Source organism: Natrinema thermotolerans (assembly GCF_031165565.1).
Lineage (GTDB): Archaea > Halobacteriota > Halobacteria > Halobacteriales > Natrialbaceae > Natrinema > Natrinema thermotolerans.
This window is the reverse complement of sequence record NZ_CP101873.1, coordinates 2,009,186-2,026,872: the sequence shown is the minus strand read 5'-3', so window position 1 is coordinate 2,026,872 and position 17,687 is coordinate 2,009,186. Positions and strand designations below refer to the sequence as shown.

At 66.3% G+C, this 17,687-nt stretch carries 18 protein-coding genes; 9 read left to right on the top strand and 9 right to left on the bottom strand.

All coding sequences use genetic code 11. From position 1 onward, the window contains the following. Positions 1-12 precede the first annotated feature (12 nt). Positions 13-1,206 (top strand): inorganic phosphate transporter, encoded by a 1,194-nt coding sequence (locus tag NP511_RS10450; RefSeq protein ID WP_049965234.1) that lies wholly within the window; start codon positions 13-15, stop codon positions 1,204-1,206. A gap of 49 nt (positions 1,207-1,255) precedes the next feature. Continuing rightward, a complete protein-coding gene (locus tag NP511_RS10445; RefSeq protein ID WP_049965235.1) occupies positions 1,256-1,984 on the top strand; it encodes a hypothetical protein in 729 nt (242 codons plus the stop codon). Positions 1,985-2,032: 48 nt separating this feature from the next. On the opposite strand, the gene NP511_RS10440 is transcribed toward NP511_RS10445, so the two are convergent. Then, positions 2,033-3,436 (bottom strand): hemolysin family protein, encoded by a 1,404-nt coding sequence (locus NP511_RS10440; protein WP_049965236.1) that lies wholly within the window; start codon positions 3,434-3,436, stop codon positions 2,033-2,035. 108 nt (positions 3,437-3,544) lie between these two features. Here NP511_RS10440 and NP511_RS10435 point away from each other — a divergent pair, with 108 nt between their 5' ends. The 4 genes from NP511_RS10435 (at position 3,545) to NP511_RS10420 (ending at position 5,304) form a co-directional block, all read left to right on the top strand. Then, a complete protein-coding gene (locus NP511_RS10435) occupies positions 3,545-3,835 on the top strand; it encodes a glutathione S-transferase N-terminal domain-containing protein (protein ID WP_049905504.1) in 291 nt (96 codons plus the stop codon). Further along, positions 3,835-4,350: a redoxin domain-containing protein gene (locus tag NP511_RS10430; RefSeq protein ID WP_049965237.1), complete on the top strand. Its 516-nt coding sequence runs from the start codon at positions 3,835-3,837 to the stop codon at positions 4,348-4,350. Before NP511_RS10435 ends, NP511_RS10430 begins: the two co-directional genes overlap by 1 nt. A 50-nt stretch (positions 4,351-4,400) precedes the next feature. Beyond that, a complete protein-coding gene (locus NP511_RS10425) occupies positions 4,401-4,988 on the top strand; it encodes an L-threonylcarbamoyladenylate synthase (RefSeq protein ID WP_006648490.1) in 588 nt (195 codons plus the stop codon). Positions 4,989-5,094: 106 nt separating this feature from the next. Next, positions 5,095-5,304 carry a hypothetical protein gene (locus NP511_RS10420; RefSeq protein ID WP_049965238.1) on the top strand — a complete coding sequence of 70 codons (210 nt, stop codon included), beginning with the start codon at positions 5,095-5,097 and terminating at the stop codon, positions 5,302-5,304. Positions 5,305-5,310: 6 nt separating this feature from the next. Here NP511_RS10420 and NP511_RS10415 read toward each other — a convergent pair whose 3' ends face one another. Together NP511_RS10415 and NP511_RS10410 are read right to left on the bottom strand one after the other, a co-directional pair. After that, positions 5,311-5,994: a CRISPR-associated protein Cas4 gene (locus NP511_RS10415; RefSeq protein ID WP_049965239.1), complete on the bottom strand. Its 684-nt coding sequence runs from the start codon at positions 5,992-5,994 to the stop codon at positions 5,311-5,313. Positions 5,995-6,153: 159 nt separating this feature from the next. Beyond that, complete coding sequence (locus NP511_RS10410) at positions 6,154-6,744, bottom strand: hypothetical protein (protein WP_049965240.1); 591 nt, start codon at positions 6,742-6,744, stop codon at positions 6,154-6,156. A gap of 180 nt (positions 6,745-6,924) precedes the next feature. On the opposite strand from NP511_RS10410, the gene NP511_RS10405 reads away from it, so the two are divergent. Beyond that, a complete protein-coding gene (locus NP511_RS10405; RefSeq protein WP_049965241.1) occupies positions 6,925-9,111 on the top strand; it encodes a (Fe-S)-binding protein in 2,187 nt (728 codons plus the stop codon). A 154-nt stretch (positions 9,112-9,265) separates the two neighbouring features. On the opposite strand, the gene NP511_RS10400 is transcribed toward NP511_RS10405, so the two are convergent. From NP511_RS10400 to alaS, 6 genes are all read right to left on the bottom strand, one after another. Continuing rightward, complete coding sequence (locus NP511_RS10400) at positions 9,266-9,718, bottom strand: type II toxin-antitoxin system VapC family toxin (RefSeq protein ID WP_049905484.1); 453 nt, start codon at positions 9,716-9,718, stop codon at positions 9,266-9,268. Next, positions 9,715-9,993 carry a hypothetical protein gene (locus tag NP511_RS10395; RefSeq protein ID WP_006648485.1) on the bottom strand — a complete coding sequence of 93 codons (279 nt, stop codon included), beginning with the start codon at positions 9,991-9,993 and terminating at the stop codon, positions 9,715-9,717. The genes NP511_RS10400 and NP511_RS10395 overlap by 4 nt, the downstream gene beginning before the upstream one ends. Positions 9,994-10,129: 136 nt before the next feature. Next, positions 10,130-10,867: a type 1 glutamine amidotransferase gene (locus NP511_RS10390; protein ID WP_049965242.1), complete on the bottom strand. Its 738-nt coding sequence runs from the start codon at positions 10,865-10,867 to the stop codon at positions 10,130-10,132. A gap of 128 nt (positions 10,868-10,995) precedes the next feature. Further along, complete coding sequence (locus NP511_RS10385; RefSeq protein ID WP_049965243.1) at positions 10,996-12,249, bottom strand: class I adenylate-forming enzyme family protein; 1,254 nt, start codon at positions 12,247-12,249, stop codon at positions 10,996-10,998. A gap of 59 nt (positions 12,250-12,308) precedes the next feature. After that, the gene (locus tag NP511_RS10380) at positions 12,309-13,094 is read right to left on the bottom strand and encodes an alpha/beta fold hydrolase (protein WP_049965244.1); all 786 of its coding nucleotides are present in this window, start codon (positions 13,092-13,094) and stop codon (positions 12,309-12,311) included. Between the two features lie 79 nt (positions 13,095-13,173). Next, on the bottom strand, positions 13,174-15,951 hold the full coding sequence (alaS, locus tag NP511_RS10375) for an alanine--tRNA ligase (RefSeq protein WP_049965245.1): 2,778 nt from the start codon (positions 15,949-15,951) through the stop codon (positions 13,174-13,176). Positions 15,952-16,284: 333 nt separating this feature from the next. Here alaS and NP511_RS10370 point away from each other — a divergent pair, with 333 nt between their 5' ends. Next, positions 16,285-16,941, top strand: a complete 657-nt coding sequence (locus NP511_RS10370) for a hypothetical protein (RefSeq protein ID WP_049965412.1) — start codon at positions 16,285-16,287, stop codon at positions 16,939-16,941. Further along, on the top strand, positions 16,938-17,648 hold the full coding sequence (locus NP511_RS10365; RefSeq protein WP_049965246.1) for a hypothetical protein: 711 nt from the start codon (positions 16,938-16,940) through the stop codon (positions 17,646-17,648). Before NP511_RS10370 ends, NP511_RS10365 begins: the two co-directional genes overlap by 4 nt. Positions 17,649-17,687: the final 39 nt, after the last annotated feature.

The following is a 17,687-nucleotide window of genomic DNA, read 5'->3' as shown; positions in this document are numbered from 1 at the left end:
GGAAGCGGATAGATGGTCGATATCGCCACGCTCGGGACCTTCGGCGTCGCCGCGATCGCGAGCCTCTTCATGGCGTGGGCGATCGGTGCCGGCTCGAGCGGGTCGACCCCGTTCGCGCCGGCGGTCGGTGCGAACGCGATTTCGGTGATGCGAGCGGGCTTTCTCGTCGGGTTGCTCGGCTTCTCCGGCGCAGTCTTGCAGGGAGCCAACGTCTCCGAGGCGGTGGGGACGGAACTGATCGGCGGCGTAACTCTCTCCTCGCTGGCCGCGACGCTGGCGCTGCTGATCGCGGCCGCCCTGGTTGCGATCGGGATCTTCACGGGGTACCCGATCGCGACGGCGTTTACCGTCACGGGGGCAGTCATCGGCGTCGGCCTCGCGATGGGCGGCGATCCGGCGTGGGCGAAATACAGCGAGATCGCCACCCTGTGGGTTCTCACGCCGTTCGTCGGCGGCTCGATCGCCTACGCGGTCGCTCGAGCGCTACGCGCCGAGGTGGTCCCCGAGGAGTATCTCATCGTCGTGCTGGCCGCCGTGGTCGGCGCGATCGTCGCCAACATCGAGTTCGCGCTGCTGGGCCCGGCGGACGCGGGCGGACAGTCGATCGCACAGGCCTCGAGCGTCTCGCTTCCCGGGCCGGCGATCGCCGGGACCGCCCTCGCAACGGCCGTGATCGCGGTGCTGTGGGCGGTCGCGATCGGGCTGGACCTCCGCAACGGCACCGAACGGGGCGAGCGGCACTTCCTGCTCGTGTTGGGCGGGCTCGTGGCCTTTTCCGCCGGCGGCAGTCAGGTCGGGCTGGCGATCGGCCCGCTGATCCCGCTGTCGGGCGAACTCGATCTGCCGCTGCTCGCGATGCTGGTCGGTGGCGGGTTCGGCCTCCTGCTGGGGTCGTGGACCGGTGCGCCACGAATGATCAAGGCGATCTCGCAGGACTACTCCTCGCTGGGTCCGCGGCGGTCGATCGCCGCGCTCATTCCCTCGTTTATCATCGCCCAGACCGCCGTCTTCTACGGCATTCCGGTCTCGTTCAACGAGATCATCGTCAGCGCGATCATCGGGAGCGGCTACGCCGCGGCCGGCGCCGGCGGCGGCGTCAGCGCCCGCAAAATGGGCGTGACCGTCCTCGCGTGGATCGGGTCGCTGGCCGGCGCGATCACCGTCTCCTTTGTCGGCTACACCGCCGTCGCCGCGGTCCTGCTGTGAGCCGGCCGACATCGAACGGTCTTTACCCGACGGGTCGTGAGTCCGACGTATGGACGAGGACGCCGTCGACGTCACCGATGCCGACGACGAGACGATCCAGTGGCGTCGTGACGCCAGTACCTCACGTACCGTCCGACTGCTGTGGACGTTCGGCGTCGGCACCTTTTTCGCCGCGATCCTGACGGTCGTCTGCTGGCGGCTCTACAGGCTCGCCGGCGAGGCAGCCGGCGGGACCGGCCACACCGTCGTCGTCGCGCTCATCGCAGCCATCGCCGCGACCGTCCTCGCGGTCGCCGCCTCGAGCGACACCGAACGCCACCTCGAGCGACTCCCGGTCGACATCCCCGGCGAGAAGCGACTGGACCGCGCGGTCGACGCGGCCGTCGGGACCGTCGTGATGGGGGGTGTCATCGGCCTGTTGATGGGGGTCGGGCGGTACGTCTCGCAAAACGAACTGTTGGCCGTCGGTGCCAGTCCCTTTACCTTCGTCGCGGCGGCATCGGTTCCGCTCGCGCTCGTCGCGCTCGTTCTCGCGTCGTTTCTCCAGTCGGTCGGCAGGCTCGACCCCGAGGAGCGAACGATCTATCTCTACGAACCCGAACAGGTGATCGATCTCGCAGTCATCGAAGCGGTTTCGATCCGCCGCCTCGGCGACGCGGCCGTCCTCTCGCTGACGTACGCCCAGCCGGACGGGCAGTACGTGCAGGGACCCCGTCGAATCGTCGTCCCGCCGGCGGTCGCACGCGATGTCGCCGCACTCGTCGGTTCGGAGAGCTGATCCGGCCCGCGGTCGCGCTCGATCGACAGGAAGCAGTGACCCGGCGGGCTACTCGTGGTCGTTGTCGGCCTCGAGCGGCGCTGCGTCGTCGGGTTCCGGTTCGTCGTCGTCCGGCTGCTCGAGTTTCGTGAGTCGGGCTTTCAGGATGCGGGTGTTCTCGACGGTCTCGACGGTGATACGGACGCCGTCGTAGGTGATCTCCTCACCCTCCTCGACGAGCCGGCCGGCACGGTTGAAGATGAAGCCGGCGATGGTCTCGAACTCCTGTCCCTCGGGGAGTTCGATGTCCAGCGCTTCGTTGACGTCCTCGATGTTGACCTCGCCGCGGACGAGGACGGTGTCGTCGGCGATCTCCTCGATGGGCTGTTCCTCGCCGCCCTCCAAGATTTCGCCGATGATCTCCTCGATCATGTCCTCCATCGTCACTAGCCCCTCGGTGGTGCCGAACTCGTCGATAACGATGGCCATGTGCATCCGGTTTTCCCGCATCTCGGTCAACAGTTCGTCGACGTTTTTCGACTCGGGAACGTGTAGCGTCGGCTGGATGAGATCCGCTAGCTCGAGTTCGTCGTTTGCCGCCTCGCCGTAGTTCAGGTCCCGGACGAGATCGCGGATGTGGACGACGCCTTGCACGTTGTCGAGGCTGCCCTCGTAGACCGGGATGCGGGCGTGACCGCTCTGGATACAGGTCTCGATGGCCTCGTCGATCGGGGCGTCTTTCGGCACCGCTGTCATGTCGAGTCGCGGGGTCATCACCTCCTTGACGATGGTGTTGTTAAAGCGGAAGATCCGCGTGAGCATCTCGTGTTCCTCTTCCTCCAGGACGCCCTCGCGCTCGCCGGATTCGATCATCTCTTGGATCTCGTCGCGGGTGACGTAGGGCGACTCGATCGCGCCCGTCGAGCCGATGAGGCGGTTGATCTGCCGGGTGAGGTAGTCGAAGAGGACGATCAGCGGAAAGAGTAGGTACTCGGTGAGCTTCAGCGGTTTCGAGATGCGGACCGACCACGACTCGGTGTTCTCCACGGCGTAGGACTTGGGGACGCTCTCGCCGAACAGGAGGACGATCGCCGTCACGCCGAACGTCGACAGCACGACCGGCACCAGCCCCGACTCGAAGTACAGGCCGAGCAGCGCCGTCGCGATCGACGACATCGCGATGTTGACGAGGTTGTTGCCGACCAGAATCGTCACGAGCAGCCGGTGGGGATCGTCTTTGAGCGACTTCACCAGCTCCGCGCCGGTGATCTCTTCCTCTAACATCCCCTCGAGACGGTGTTTCGGGAGGTTGAACATCGCGATCTCCGAGGAGGAGAAAAACGCCGACAGGGCGACGAGAACGACGATCACGAGTGCGCCGAGGGCCGCCACTATCGACTGATCGAACTCGACGCCCACGACCGGCAGCTCGTAGGCAACCATCGGGACCGCAAGCGACGGAGACAACGCCATTGATGTACAGCCTAATAGCCGGATCGGTTAACCGTTTCCCATTTTACAATGACGGCCATCGCCGCCGCCGACGACACGTTTACCCGGCTGTTTCCCCTAGACGCGACGATGAGCGACACCGACGACCGACAGATCACGTTCTACCGGCTCCAAGGCTGTCCGTTCTGCGAGCGAGTCGCGCGGCTCCTCGAGGAGTACGAGCTGGGCTATCGCTCGCGGTTCGTCGAACCGATGCACTCCGAGCGAGACGTCGTCAAACGCGTCGCCGGCGTCCGGACCGTTCCCGTCGTCGTCGACGAGAACACCGGCGTCACGATGGCCGAAAGCGCCAATATCGTCGACTACCTCGAGTCGACCTATGGCGAGGGAGCCGCGGCGACGGCCGGAGGTGACGACTGATGCCGGAGTTCGATGTCGTCGAGTTGGGGCCGGCGGATCATCCCGAGCCCGGCACGACGGCACCGGATTTTACCCGGCCGCTCGTCACCGACGAGTTCTGGGAGGACCGAACGCTGTCGGAGATCGTCGCCGAGACCGACGGCCCGACGATCCTCGTGTTCACGCCGATGACCGGCTCGTTCCTCGCCAAGTACGTCTGGGACGAACTGACGGAGCGAAACTGGGACGACCGCGCCGGCCGCGTCGTCGGCCTCACGGCCTCGACACCCTACGGCGTCAAACGATTCCTCGGGGACAACGACTACCCCTTCACGTTCTTTAGCGACCCGAGCAACGAAGTCGCCGCGTCCTACGGCATCGCCCACGACCTCGACGGCATGACCGGCCTCGGCGAACCCCGCGTCGCCTTCTTCGCGCTCGCGGACGACCGCACGATCGAGGGCGCGTGGGTCGCCACCGACTGGCCCGACTTCCCCGACTACGACGCCCTCGAGGCCGAACTCGGCCTCGAGTGACCGGCGCTGAGCGACAGGTTTTTGCCCGAGATCCGCCGAGTTCGACCCGAATGAGCGAGTACGACCGCGCAGCCGAGGCGATCGAGGAGGGGAAACTCGTCGTCTACCCGACGGAGACGGTCTACGGCCTCGCCGCGGACGCCCTCTCGCCCGCCGCCGTCGAGCGGGTCTTCGAGGTGAAAGGCCGGGACCGATCGAAGCCGGTCTCCATGGCGGTGCCGTCGGTCCCGTCAGCGCTACAGCACGTCCGCGCGACCGAGCGGGAACGGCAGTTCATGGGCACGTTTCTCCCCGGCCCCGTGACGGTCCTCTGTCGGCGACGCGAGAGGGTTCCGGACGAACTCACGGCTGGCCAGGACCGCGTCGGGATCCGTGTCCCGGACCACGCGGTCGCGTTGCGACTCTGTGAGCGGGCCGGGACGCCGATTACGTCGACCAGCGCGAACGTCAGCGGCCGGGAAAGCGCACGCCGGATCGACGACCTCGATCCGGAAATCCGCGAAGCCGCGACCGTCGTCCTCGGCAGCGGCGAGACCGATGGCGGGACCGAGAGTACCGTCGTCGACGTCTCGAGCGGAACGATCCACCGCCGCGGTGCGATGGCCGACGAGATCGAGGCCTGGCTCGAGCGACACTGAACCGCAGCAGCCGTGGCTGCCGGTCGCTCCGAACACGTCGCTGCTGCCCCCTTTGACAACGAAACCCACATACGACAACGGTACGACGTGTTTCCGTACGCCGCCCATGAGCAGTCAGCCCATCACCGACTCGTGGTTTCGGACGCGGCCAGTGCTATGGCTCCTCCTCATCGTGACGGTCCCCGGCGGTGTGTACGCCGGCAGCCAGATCGTGATCGGCGGGCAGTCGCCCGAGAGCGCGGTGCCCATCGGCATCGTCTTCGGGCTCGTCTTCGCCGTCACGACCGCGGTCCTGAAACACGTACTGGCACGGTAGCCGAGCCTACAGCCCCAGCAGCGATCGAAGCGTCCGCGTCTTGACCCCGCACTCGGCCGCGAACTCACAGGACTCACATTTCGAGCGGTTGGTCGTCCGCGCCGGCGGCCCGTCGATCTCCCGGACCGCCCGCAACGCGCTTCTGTAGGTCGCTTTCCGGCGGGTCGTCATGTCGACCGAGCGGATCACGCCATGGGCGGGATACTCGAGCCAGGCCCGTTCGACCGACGTCTCGTGTTCCCAGGCGACTGCCTTCGCGGCCGCGACCGCCTGGACCGACTGGGACTCCCAGACGCCGTTCTCGGGTGGGTCTCCCGAAGACACCAGCACCGGCTCGAGCGGGTCGGAAAGGACCTTGTGAACGATCCCGCGACAGTGGCGGCCGGTGGCGAACACGTCGCGGTCGCGCGGGTCTCGAAGCCGGTCCCACTGCCCGCTCTCCGCGAGCCGGTCCCGGGTCGCCGCCAGTCGATCCCGGTACCGAACCGCCGGAACGGCGATCGGTTCGTCCTCGAGATCTCCCGGTGGGGCCGCGAGCAGCGATTCGTAGCGGGGCTCGAGCGCCCGGATCGAGTCGACTTCGGGCGGTGGCTCGCGCTCCTCGGCCGGCAGTCGCTGCTGATAGTAGCACTTTCGAGGGCAGTAGGCGGCGGTCCGCAGGTCGCTGAACGAGACGGGAGAGCGGGTCACGCCTCGTCTGGCCGCGGCTTCGTATAAGAAGTCTCGCCGGAAACGGCGGTGCAATCGGTCGTGCCGAGCGCGAGCGGAGCGAGCGCTCGGCCTTTTTCATCGAAGTTTTTGCGCCGAGTGGTTCGCCTGCGGCGAACCCGAGGCGCAAAAAGTTCGGTTCTAGAACTCCACGTCCGTCTCCATCCCCTCGGTCGCATCCTCGAGGCCGTCCTCGCGGAGGTCGGAGGCCATGCGTTCGGAGAGGTCGGCGTCCGAGAGGACACTATCGAACTCGTCGCGGTAGCGGTCGTTCGCCGTCCGAGACTGGTCGTCCGCCTCGGCGACACGGCGGTACCGACGGATCCGGTCCTCGCTGACGCCGTACTCCGCCGCCAGCGTCGCGTCGTCCTCGCCGCGATCACGAATCGCCGCGAGGTCGACTTCGTCGGCGTCGTCCTCGTCCACGAGATGCAGCGACATGCGGGCCTCGAAGACCGCGTCCACATCGACGCCGAGTTCGTCGGCGATCTCGTCGTCGCTCCGAGCGTCGTAGAAGGCTCTGGCGACCGTTATCAACTCCTCGTCTGCGAGGGGCGTCTCGAACTCGTAGCGCTCGCGCATCTGCTGGACGACGCTCTCGAGGCGTTCCTGATCCGTCCGTTCGTCCCGCTCTAAGGAGCCGCGGGTATCTTCTTGGGATTCGGTGACGGTCTCCTCGCCGTCGGTGACGTCGGTGAAGATGTCCCGGAGTTCCTCGGTTTTGTCGTTCATGGGTGGACACTCCCGACGGGCGGCTATTTAAGCCTGTTGCCAGATAGGTTGGGCGGGCGAAACGAACATGGACGACTATTATAAACTCGAAATAGTAGGAAAATTTTCGCAAGACGGCGTCGGGGTTGCCTTCGACCGAGTGTGGCAAGAATTAAGTTACCGCCCTCCCCGTCATTGGATATGCATGCACTAGCACAGTCAGACGTGGCGAGGGAGACGTACTGGGGTATCACCAGCGTCGAGTACGCGACGTTTTACTTCCTCGCGTTTACCGCCATCGCCGTCTTCACCTACGGCGTCTATCGGCGGTTCGCCCGCTACTCGCAGGGCGACGACGACTCCTTCGCGCGTCTGAACGACCTGCCGAACCGCATCGTGAGCTCGGCCAAGATCGTGCTCTCGAACGAGAAGCAGTTCAACAGGGACCTCTACGGCGGCCTGATGCACTCGTTTATCCTGTGGGGATTCCTGACGCTGTTTATCGCGACGCTGATCCTGATGGCCGAGGAGTACGCCGCCCAGAAGATCCTTCACATGTCGTTCTGGGACGGTGACTTCTATCTCGCCTACCAGTTCATGGTCGACGCGCTGGGGCTGCTGTTCGTCGTCGGCATCGGGATGGCGATGTATCGGCGCTACTGGGTGCGCAACCACCGTCTCTGGGGCCGACACACCTCCAACGAGGACGATATCTTCATCTGGACGCTGTTCGCGCTGGGCATCGGCGGCTTCCTGCTCGAGGGGCTGCGCGTCTACAGCGCCGGGATTCCGGACCACGAGGTCGTCAGTTTCGTCGCCTACGGAATGGCGCTTGGCTTCGACGCCGTCGGGCTCCCGACACTGGGTGCCGACCAGGCCGGACTGAACGGGGGCGGCTTCAACGTCGAGAACCTCCACTGGCTCGCGTGGTGGTCCCACTCGCTGATCGCGTTCTTCTTCATCGCGTGGATCCCCTACGCGAAGCCGTTCCACATGATCTCCTCCTTTGCGAACGTCGTCACGCGCGACGAGAAGGCCGGCGCGCGTCTGCCGAACGTCCCCTCGGATCTGGACGCGACGAACGCCGAATCCATCGACGACTTCACCTGGAAGGAAATCCTCGATCAGGACGCCTGTACCAAGTGCGGCCGCTGTTCGTCGGTCTGTCCGGCCAAGGCCTCCGACCGACCGCTCGACCCGCGAAACGTCATCCTCGACCTGAAGGCCTACCGGGAGGATCTCGAGGCCGGCGGGGAGGAGAAACCGATCATCGCCGACGGCGGTACCTCGGTGATTAACTCCGAGACGATGGACTCCTGTATGGCCTGTATGGCCTGTATGGACGCCTGCCCCGTCGAGATCGAACACCTCAAGAGCTTCACCCGGCTCAACCGCCAGCAGACCGATCAGGGCGACGTCTCCTCGAGCATGCAGGACGTCTTCCAGAACGTCATGCAGAACGGCAACACCTTCGGTGACTCGCCACGCAATCGCGGCGACTGGACCGAGGACCTCGAGTTCGACGTCACCGACGCCCGCGAGGAGGAAGTCGATTACCTCTGGTACGTCGGCGACTTCCCGAGCTACGACGAGCGCAACAAGCAGGTCGCCCGCTCGCTGGCGACGATTCTGAAGGAGGCCGACGTCAGCTTCGGCATCCTCTTCGACGACGAGAAGTTCGATGGCAACGACATCCGGCGGGTCGGCGAGGAACTGCTCTACGTCGAACTGGCCGGCCACCACGTCGAGACGTGGGAGGACTGTGAGTTCGACAAGATCGTCTGTACGGACCCCCACTCCTACAACACCTTCAAGAACGAGTACCCGGAACTCAACTTCGACGAGTTCTCGGACGATCCGATGATGCCCTTCGAGTACGACGAGCAGTGGAACGACGACGGCGAGATCGACGTCTACCACTGGACCCAGGCCGTCGAGGAGCTCGTCGAGGACGGCAAACTCGACCTGGACGGGACCGAACTCGACTACACGGTCACCTACCACGACCCGTGTCATCTGGGTCGATACAACGACGAGTACGAGGCCCCGCGCGAACTCATCAAAGCGACCGGCTGTACGCTCGACGAGATGCCCCGCAACCGCAGCAACTCCTTCTGCTGTGGCGGCGGCGGTGGCGGCCTCTGGATGGACTTCGAGGAAGAGCCAAAGCCAAGCGAGGAACGCATTCGAGAGGCGCTCGAGGACACCGACGCCGGCAGCGGGATCGAGAAGTTCGTCGTCGCCTGTCCGATGTGTATGACGATGTACGAGGACGGCCGCAAGACCGGCGACTTCGAGGACGAGATCGAGATCGTCGACGTGGCCGAACTCATCGTCGAGGCCATCGGCAAGGCAGACGAAGCGAAGGTCGAAGTCGCCGCGGACTGATTGGCACTCCGGTCGGTCCGGTAGCCGACGAATCGGATTCGTTTTGCGGATCGGTCGAACGGGAGAATTCGAACGGTTGTACTGCTATAGTAGCCGCTGAAAGTCATTGCACACCTGATCGCACGACAGCGTTGCGATCAGCGTGTAAATCGTTTCAACGGCTACTATAGTCGTCGCCGATTATCGTCGGATCGATCCGATCGACGAGGCCGTCGAAGTCGTCGTCGAAGCTGAGAACGGAATCGATACCGTCCCGCTCAACGATCGCGATCGTGTTCGCGTCCGTGAAACTAAGCGAATGATCCCGATAGTTCTCGAACGTTTCGAGCGTCTCCTCGAACAGTTCCGGTGTCGTCTGCTGTAGTTCGATCCGATCCGGGTATCCACCACGACCGAGGATTCGCCGTCCGATAGTCCACGCGGCGTCGTAGCTACCCGTTCGTTTCCGGGTAAGCGTGATCGCTTCGTCGATCACGTAGTCGCTCGTGTATGGACGGCCGAGACTGCCTGCGAGGACTGTCTGCATTGCATTGGCTGCCGCTTCATGCCTCGCTGCGGCACGATCGTGCTGCGCGAAGAAAACACCAGTGTCGATAAATACGCTCATTCGCCGTACAGAACCTCATCGATGTCTTCTTCCGTCGTCTCGACACCTGAGTCGACGGTTCCGGACAGCCACCGATCGATCTCGTCCTCCGACAGTGGCTCGAAATCGTCCCGATACGAGTCGATTATCTCGTCTTTCGATTCGTACGTGTTCGTAACGATCCGTTCGAGGAGGTCCTGTTGAGTCACGTTCGTTCCCGTCTCGAGGCGAATCTCTGCTTGAAGTTCCTCGAGGTACGATTTCGTGACATCCGTGACCTTGATCGAGGTACTCATATGCGCTAGTAGCGGACTCCACTGAGAAAACTGTTCTCCCGCTACGAGCAATGTCTTCCGACGGGCGAATTCAGAACGTTACAGTCGCTATCGAATGCCGTTCGAGCAGATAGCAATCGGAGGGGGAACCGGCTAGTCAGTCGGAGCGACCGGCTCGAGTCGCAGTCCGATTGTCGGTCCCGGAATCGACACCGTCCGCGCGCACCTCGCGAACGAACTCGAGGAAGTTGTCGAAGACGAGTTTCGCTTCGCTGGCCTGCCGGTAGTTCTCCGCGGTGATCTCGGCGAGGATCGACTCGCGGCGCTCGTCGGAGAGGTCCTTGCGGTGGACGAGTTCGCGGGCGGTTTTCGCGTCGTACTCGGGGTGGAACTGGACGCCGAAGACGCGGCCCGTGCGGAAGCCGTGGTTCGAGTAGTCGTTTTCGGCGAGGGGGTCGGCACCGGGCGGGAGGGTAGTAACCGCGTCGGAGTGGCTGGTAAAGGACAGGAAGGTCTCGTCGATGCCGTCGAACAGCCGCGAGTCGCCGGTGTGTTCGATCTCGCTGTAGCCGACCTCGTAGACACCCATGTCCTCGACGGTGCCCCCGAGGACGTCGGCGAGCAGCTGGTGGCCCCAACAGACCCCGAGGAAGGGGATCCCGCGATCGATCGCCTCGCCGACCCACTCCTTGACGGGCCGCATCCAGTCGTCGTCCCAGTAGACCGACGAGCGGGAGCCGGTGACGACGGCACCGTCGTAGTCGAAGTCGTCGGGGACTGTACCGTCGGTGGCGTCGAACTCCGCCAGCGAGGCGTCGAGTTCCCGTCGGAAGTTCCGCGTCGTGTTCTCGTCCCGGTGAGCCGCGTTCAGGACGGCGATTCGGGGTTTACTCATTACGCCATACTGCCCACTGGACAAGAATAGGTGTTCCGCCCGATGCCGTGGTTGCCGCAACTGCCGACGGCCAGCGCCGCGCCTCGAGCGCCGACGGAATCGAAATCGGTTACGCTCGCGACTGCGACTCATCGCAGGTAGTAGGTCCCCGCTTCGTCCCGCCGGAACCGGTCGCCCGTATCGAACCAGCCGTCGGCGATCCAACCGCGGTCGCCGGCGTCGTCCCCGGTACGCTCGAGTGCGGTCGGCTCGTCCCGCTGTTCGTCGGCGGTTCCGGCAGCGTTTACGTAACCGTCGGCCACCACCGGCCCCGAGAGTTGGAGGCGGCCGTCGGCCGCTCCCTCGAGGACCGTCCCCTCGTCGTCGACCAGCCGGGCACGACAGTCCGGAACCGGACGGCCGACCGGTGACCCCTCGGACTCGTCGACACGGGTGTCGCCGACGAACCCCTCGCTCAGGGCCGTCGGACACTCGAGGCGGCCGTAGGCCCGTGCGACCGGCACGTCCCGGTCCCGGTAAGTTTCGATCACGTCGTCGTCGACCGGCGCTTCGCAGACCGCACGCTCGAGCCGGTCGGCGGCGGCGTCGAAGCCGGTTTCGGCTGCGATATCGCGGAGGACCGTCGCTCGACCGGGCAACAGCGTCGCTCCCTCCTCGGCGATCGCGGTCGCGGCGTCGCCGGGGTCGAAGGCCCGATCGAGCAGGAGCGTTCCGCCGACGTACACCACCGACAGCGCGACGCGGACGAGCCCGTCCGGCGCGGCCAGCGGCGTCGTGAGGGGGACGACGTCGTTCGCGGCCAGTCCCCACGCGGCGACGGCCGTCCGGCAGTTGCGTTTGAGGGTCTCGCTCGCATAGCCCGCGACCGGTCGACCTGACTGGCCATGGAGGGCGAGCAGCGGAGCGTCGCCCGGCCGGCGATCGTCGACTTCGACACCGGCGCGATCCGTCTCGGACAGTTCCGCAAGCGTCACCGATCGGTCGAACGGGATCGACCGCACTAGATCGCGCTGGGCCGCCTCCGCGACGACGATCTCGGGCTCGAGGACACCGAAGGGACGCTCGACGGAGGCGGGCGTCAGCAGATGGGAAACCGGCGCGAGCGTCGCCCCGAGCCGTCGACAGGCGAAAAACAGCCCCAGCGTCGCGACCCGGTTTCGGGTGACGAGACAGACCGTGTCGCCGGGTCCGATCCCGAGCGTGGCGAGCCGTTCGGCGGTTCGGTCTGCGATCGCCGACAGCGCTCCGTAGGAAACCCGGTCCTCGTGAATCGTCTCCGCGGGCGCGTACAGCCGATCCTCGGAGATGTCGACGACCGCCGTCCGATCCGGGAAGCGGTCCGCCCAGCGGGCCAGCGAGAGGGTCACGGAGGTCGCTTCCACGCTCGCATACGTAGTATGGCGGGGGTCAGTCGCAAGCACTCCCCGCGTCGGCCGAGCCGTTACGTGGATTCATCCGTCCGATCCGCGAGAAAGCCCAGCAGGAGATCGTTGACCGTCCGCGAGCGCTCGATGAAACAGAGATGCCCCGCGCCCTCGAGGTTGCGGAACTCCCCGCGGGGCAGTCCCCGCGCCAACGCCGTCCCGGCCGCCGGCGACACGAGTTCGTCCGCGCCGCCGTGGATCACCCGCGTCGGCTGGGTCACCTCGACCAGCCAGTCGGTCGCGTCGAACCCCTCGAGCGCCGCGACCTGTGCCTCCCAGCCGTCCCGTTCGGCGTCGCCGTCGGCCCGCCAGTCGACGATCCCCTCGAGTGCGTCGGGTTGGGCCTCGCGGAAGTCCGTCGAGAGGCCGGCCGTGAGCGACTCCCGAAGCGCGTCACGGTCGTCCGGCGGCGCAAAGAGCGGTTCGAGGTCGAACGCCTCGCCCTCGGCCGCCGTTCCGAACAGCGTCAGCGTCGCGACGCGACTCGAGTCTCGAGCGGCACGAAGTGCGATCGCACCGCCGAGCCCGCAGCCGACGAGATGTGCGTTCGGAATCCCGCAGTCGGCCAGCACCGCCTCGAGGTCGGCGGCGAGCGTCTCGAGGTCGTAGGGACCGGGCGGTGCATCCGAGCGACCCGTCCCACGGAGATCCCAGACGACGGCCTCGTGGGGGCCGGCGACGGCGGCGTGTTGCCAGCCCCACAGCCAGCCGCCGAGGCCGGCCTCGGGGACGAAGACGACGGGCGCGCCCTCGCCCGCACGGTCGTAGTACAGCGAGACGGAGCCGTTCGTTGCGGTCGGCATGAGAGAATCGACGGGGCGGCGGTGAAAGAAGGGGACGGTTTCGACTCGAGCGGGAGATCGAACGGCGTCGAACCGCCGATCAGGCGTTCAAGATCTGGCGCAACACGTCGGGGGCGTCCTCGAGCGCGCCATCCAGGTCCTCGACGTTGGGGCCGCCGCCCTGTGCGAAGTCCGGTGGGCCGCCGCCGCCGCCGCCGACCTTGGCTGCGAGTTCGCCGACGACCTCGCCGGCGTTGACGCCCACGTCGTCAGGGACGGCGACGACGAACTGGGCACCGCTCTCGCCGCTGCCGAGGACGGCGATCTTGCCGTCCTCGACGAGGGCGTTGGCGGTCGCGCGGAGTTCGTCCATGTCGGCGTCGATGCGGTCGACGACGGCGGTCGTCTCGCCGACCTCGACCTCCTCGCCGCCGCCACCGCCGCCGGCGCGGGCCGCGGCGAGCTGTTCGGTCAGGTCCTCGATCTCCTTGCCTCGAGCTTTCCACTCCTCGAAGAATCGCTCGGCGGTCTCGGGGACGTCCTCGGGGGAGACGTCGAGGGTGTCGGCGGCCTCGTAGAGGGCGTCCTCCTTCGCTTGCGTGGCCTCGATGGCGGCCTCGCCGGCCGCGAAGGTGATCCGCTCGACGCCGTCTTGGACGCGCTCGGTCGAGAGGACCTTGATCGTGCCGATGTCGCCGGTGCGGGCGACGTGGGTCCCGCCGCAGGCCTGGACGTCCTCGTCGACGGTGATCAGCCGGATCTGCTCGCCCGGCGGGATCCCGCCCTGATAGAGGTCGAAGCCGTGTTCGGCCTCGGCGTCGTGGCGGTCGGGCCACTCCTGTGTGACCTGCGTGTTGTCCATGACGATCTCGTTTGCCAGGGACTCGATCTCCTTGACGTCCGCCCGGGAGATCCGGTCGTAGTGGCGGACGTCGATCCGCGAGGAGTCGACCCCCTTCTGTGCGCCGGCCTGGCGGATGTGTTCACCGAGTACCTGCCGGGCGGCGTGGATGACGATGTGGGTCGCCGTGTGGTGGCGCATGAGCTGACGGCGACGACCGCCGTCGACCTGCCCGTTGACGAACTCGCCCTTGCCGGGGCTCTCGTCGGTCCGGTGGAGGATCACGCCGTCCTCGATCTGGACGTCTTCGACCTCGACGGTGGTGTCGTCGGTCGAGAGCGTCCCCGTGTCCGCGGGCTGGCCGCCGCCCTCGGGGTAGAACATCGTCTGATCGAGGACGACGTCGTAGCCGTCCTCGCGCTCGAAGACATCCAGCACGACCGCCTCGAACTGGGTGCGCCCCTGATCGTCGTAGTAGAGCTTGTCCGTCTCGGGGAGGTCCGCGAAGCGCTCGTCTTCCTCGTCTTCGTCCTCGGCGACGGCCTCGGGCGTGTCGTGGCGCTTCGCGACGAGGCTGTAGAAGTCGTCGGGGATCTCGACGTCCGCGCCCGATTCCTCGGCGATCTCCGCGACCATGTCCGGCTGGATGCCGTGGGAGTCGTAGAGTTCGATCAGTTCCTCGGTGGGGATCGGCTCGCCTTTCTCCGCGTACTCCTCGGCCAGCGTCTCGACCCGTCGACCGCCCCGCTCTAAGGTCTCGCGGTACTTCTCGACCTCGGTGCGGACGATGTCGCGGATCGTGTCGCGGTTCTCGTACTCGAGGCGCTCGGCCTGCATGTCGACGAGTTCGTCCAGCGGCGCGTCGACGCCGACCGTGTCACAGAGCCGTTTGGTGCGGCGAAGCACCATCCGCGCGAGGTAGCCGGTACCGACGTTCGAGGGGACGATGCCGTCGCCGAGCATGTACGCCAGCGTCCGGCAGTGATCGGCGATCGCGTAGATGTCCTCGAGCGGTTCCATCAGTTCCTCGAGGGTGTCGACGTCGACGTCGAGTTCGGCCGCGATCTCGCCACGGGCGGTCTCCATGTCCTCGGCCTCGTCGATGTCCATGTGGCCCGCGAGTTTCGCGGCCCGATGGATCAGTGCCTCCTGCTCGTCGGTGTGGTCGAGGCCGGCGTTGTCCTTCAAAAAGGCGATCATGTCGGGGTAGACCGCCTCGTAGACGGTCGGGGTCCCCTGTGAGACCCAGGTCCAGCGCTCGAGGCCGTAGCCCGTGTCGACGATGTAGGTGTCCATCGGGCTGTAGCGGTTCCCGTCTTTCATCTCGTACTCGCCGTCCGGGTCCTGTTCCATCGACATGAAGACGAGCGTGGCGAGTTCGACGCCGCGGTAGATGACCTCGATAGCGGGGCCGGCATTGCCGCCGCCGACCCACGGGTCCTCGATGTAGATGACCTCCTCGAGGTCGACGCCCATCGAGTCGAAGAAGCCGTCACAGAGTTCGACGGTGCGGTCCTTCCAGTAGACCTCGCCGTGGTAGGCGTACTCGTCTTCCTCGACCTCCTCGCGCGTGTTGAACGCGTGATGGGCCATCATCTCGAAGGCCATCGTGTGCCGTCCGGTCTTGCCGACGTTGTCGATGTCCTGCATCCGGATGCAGGGCTGGGAGACCGTCAGCGGGTTCGCGGGCGGGGGCGTCTCGCCGCTGGTCACCAGCGGCTGGAAATCGTAGATCGACGCCTGGGTCAGCAAGACGTCGTCTCGCCAGCGGTTCGCCGCGACCGGGTAGGGATCGATTCGCTCGTGGTCGTGGTCCTCGAAGTAAGAGAGAAAGGCCTCGCGCATCCCCGAGAGGTCGTACGACTCCTCGAAGCCGGAGTTGTCGATGAAGCCGTACTCCTCGCAGGGCGGTTCACCGCAGGTCTCCCTGCCGTGATCGCGCGTCCAGAAGTGCGCGCCACACTTCGGGCACTCCTTGCGCTCGAACCCTTCCTCCTCGAAGTACTCGAGGCGGTATTCCGCCGCCAGTTCGCTCATTACGCGTCTATTGGCCCTGCAGCGCGTAAAACAGTTCCGCAACCCCGCCGCCCGCCGGCGAGCGGGGCGAACGTGATCGGGAACGTAACGGCCGGACACGGATGTCGACCGACGACGATCAGGCGTGAGAGTCCCCGAGAGGGACCGCCGCTGCGCGTTATTGTCCGCGTGTCAAATTGGAAAACTAATAAATATGATCTTGTTGAAATAGTGACCAATGAGACAGGGTCAGCGGAACCGAGGCGAACGACGAGCGATCGGCGACGACGGCGGAGAGTGCCCGCCGTCGACTCCGGGTTCGGGAGTCGGACGCCAGCGACGGCAGAGGTAACCGTGTCGACGCGACGGAACCTCCTGCGAAAAGCCGGGTTGGCCGGCGTCGGGACCGTCTCGGGTGCGGCACTGCTTCCGTCCCCACCGGACGCAACCGACCCGAGCGGGACGGTCGAGGCCGCCGAACCGCCCGCGGAAGCCGGCGACTGGGTCGACGACCCGATCACCGACGAGGACGAGACACCGATCGGCCGCTACCACTACGAGCCGACGCTCGACGGCTACCGGGCGACCGCCCCGTTCAACGTCGTCGTCCTCCCGGCTGCGGGGGGCGAGAGCGGCCTCGAGCGGATCATGTCCGTCCTCGTCGACGAGGGGTGGGTCCGCAACCCCGAAGAGTACACCCGGTACGCCTGGGATCGGACGACCGAGGAGTACGTCCGTCAGGAGGCGACGGCCGCCCAGACCTACTACGGGATCAACGGGCGGCGACACGTCCGGTGCTGGTCGTTCGAGGGCGTCGTCTCCATGCAGGCCCACGAGGATACCCCCGCCCGGCCGACACACGGGGTCACCTCCTACCTGCGTGGCCGGGAGACGATGGAACGGATCTTCGCCGACGAGGGGTGGCGCGTCTCCCCGCGCGCGATCGATCTGCGAAACGAGACGGAGCCCGACCACGACGGGCTCGCGACCGTCATCGCGGAGGAGCCATGAGTCCCGGCACGGACGGCCGGAACGCGACGGGCGCGGCCACGTCGATCGGTGCCGCGCTCGAGCATCCCCTCGTCGGCCGCTATCGGCGACGGACGGCGCTGACGATTGCGTATCTGGGCGGACTGGTCGCGATGTTCGCCGGGAGCTACCTCGGGGCGCGAGTGAGCGTCGGCGGCGACGTCCTCGACACCGTCTCGACGACGGGGTTCGACGCGCTCAGCATGGTCTTTATCGCGCTCGTCGCGCTCACGCTGCTGGTCGTTCCCGTCTGCTATGCGCTCTGGAACGGCGGTCCCGGACTGGCCGCGCTCCTCCCGCTGGTCCCGGTCGCGCTCGGCGACCTCGTCGTCGGGAGCTACGTCCTCGATCTCGATCTCGCGACCGGGCTGACCGTCGGTGCGAGCGCGGCCGCGCTCGCACTCGTCGCGGCGGACGCCCGGCGAGCTGGCTCGCTGCGGTTCTGGGAGGCCCCGATCGACGACGACGGCTTGCTGTTCGTCACCGCCGTGTCGCTCGTCGGCGCGTTCGGCGTGGCCCGGTTCGTCGCCGCCGCACCCGCGTACGTCTACGAGTGGTACGGGCCCTTCGGCGCCCTCTGGCTCGTCCCTGCGGTCGTCGTCGGGAGCTACTGGCTCCGCCGGCTCCGGTCGGCGTGGCGTTCCCGATCGACGGCCGCCGCTCTGACGACCCGGCTCACCGGTCGATAGCGACGACAGAACTTTGTCCCGCGAGTCCAGTCACGTGGG

Excerpts from the sequence above, each read along its gene's own strand:
- NP511_RS10405 (WP_049965241.1), top strand. The coding sequence starts at position 6,925 with ATGCATGCACTAGCACAGTCAGACGTGGCGAGGGAGACGTACTGGGGT.
- NP511_RS10435 (WP_049905504.1), top strand. The coding sequence starts at position 3,545 with ATGAGCGACACCGACGACCGACAGATCACGTTCTACCGGCTCCAAGGC.
- NP511_RS10420 (WP_049965238.1), top strand. The coding sequence starts at position 5,095 with ATGAGCAGTCAGCCCATCACCGACTCGTGGTTTCGGACGCGGCCAGTG.
- NP511_RS10440 (WP_049965236.1), bottom strand. The coding sequence starts at position 3,436 with ATGGCGTTGTCTCCGTCGCTTGCGGTCCCGATGGTTGCCTACGAGCTG.
- NP511_RS10450 (WP_049965234.1), top strand. The coding sequence starts at position 13 with ATGGTCGATATCGCCACGCTCGGGACCTTCGGCGTCGCCGCGATCGCG.
- alaS (WP_049965245.1), bottom strand. The coding sequence starts at position 15,951 with ATGAGCGAACTGGCGGCGGAATACCGCCTCGAGTACTTCGAGGAGGAA.
- NP511_RS10410 (WP_049965240.1), bottom strand. The coding sequence starts at position 6,744 with ATGAACGACAAAACCGAGGAACTCCGGGACATCTTCACCGACGTCACC.
- NP511_RS10365 (WP_049965246.1), top strand. The coding sequence starts at position 16,938 with ATGAGTCCCGGCACGGACGGCCGGAACGCGACGGGCGCGGCCACGTCG.
- NP511_RS10380 (WP_049965244.1), bottom strand. The coding sequence starts at position 13,094 with ATGCCGACCGCAACGAACGGCTCCGTCTCGCTGTACTACGACCGTGCG.
- NP511_RS10430 (WP_049965237.1), top strand. The coding sequence starts at position 3,835 with ATGCCGGAGTTCGATGTCGTCGAGTTGGGGCCGGCGGATCATCCCGAG.
- NP511_RS10400 (WP_049905484.1), bottom strand. The coding sequence starts at position 9,718 with ATGAGCGTATTTATCGACACTGGTGTTTTCTTCGCGCAGCACGATCGT.
- NP511_RS10425 (WP_006648490.1), top strand. The coding sequence starts at position 4,401 with ATGAGCGAGTACGACCGCGCAGCCGAGGCGATCGAGGAGGGGAAACTC.
- NP511_RS10390 (WP_049965242.1), bottom strand. The coding sequence starts at position 10,867 with ATGAGTAAACCCCGAATCGCCGTCCTGAACGCGGCTCACCGGGACGAG.
- NP511_RS10445 (WP_049965235.1), top strand. The coding sequence starts at position 1,256 with ATGGACGAGGACGCCGTCGACGTCACCGATGCCGACGACGAGACGATC.
- NP511_RS10395 (WP_006648485.1), bottom strand. The coding sequence starts at position 9,993 with ATGAGTACCTCGATCAAGGTCACGGATGTCACGAAATCGTACCTCGAG.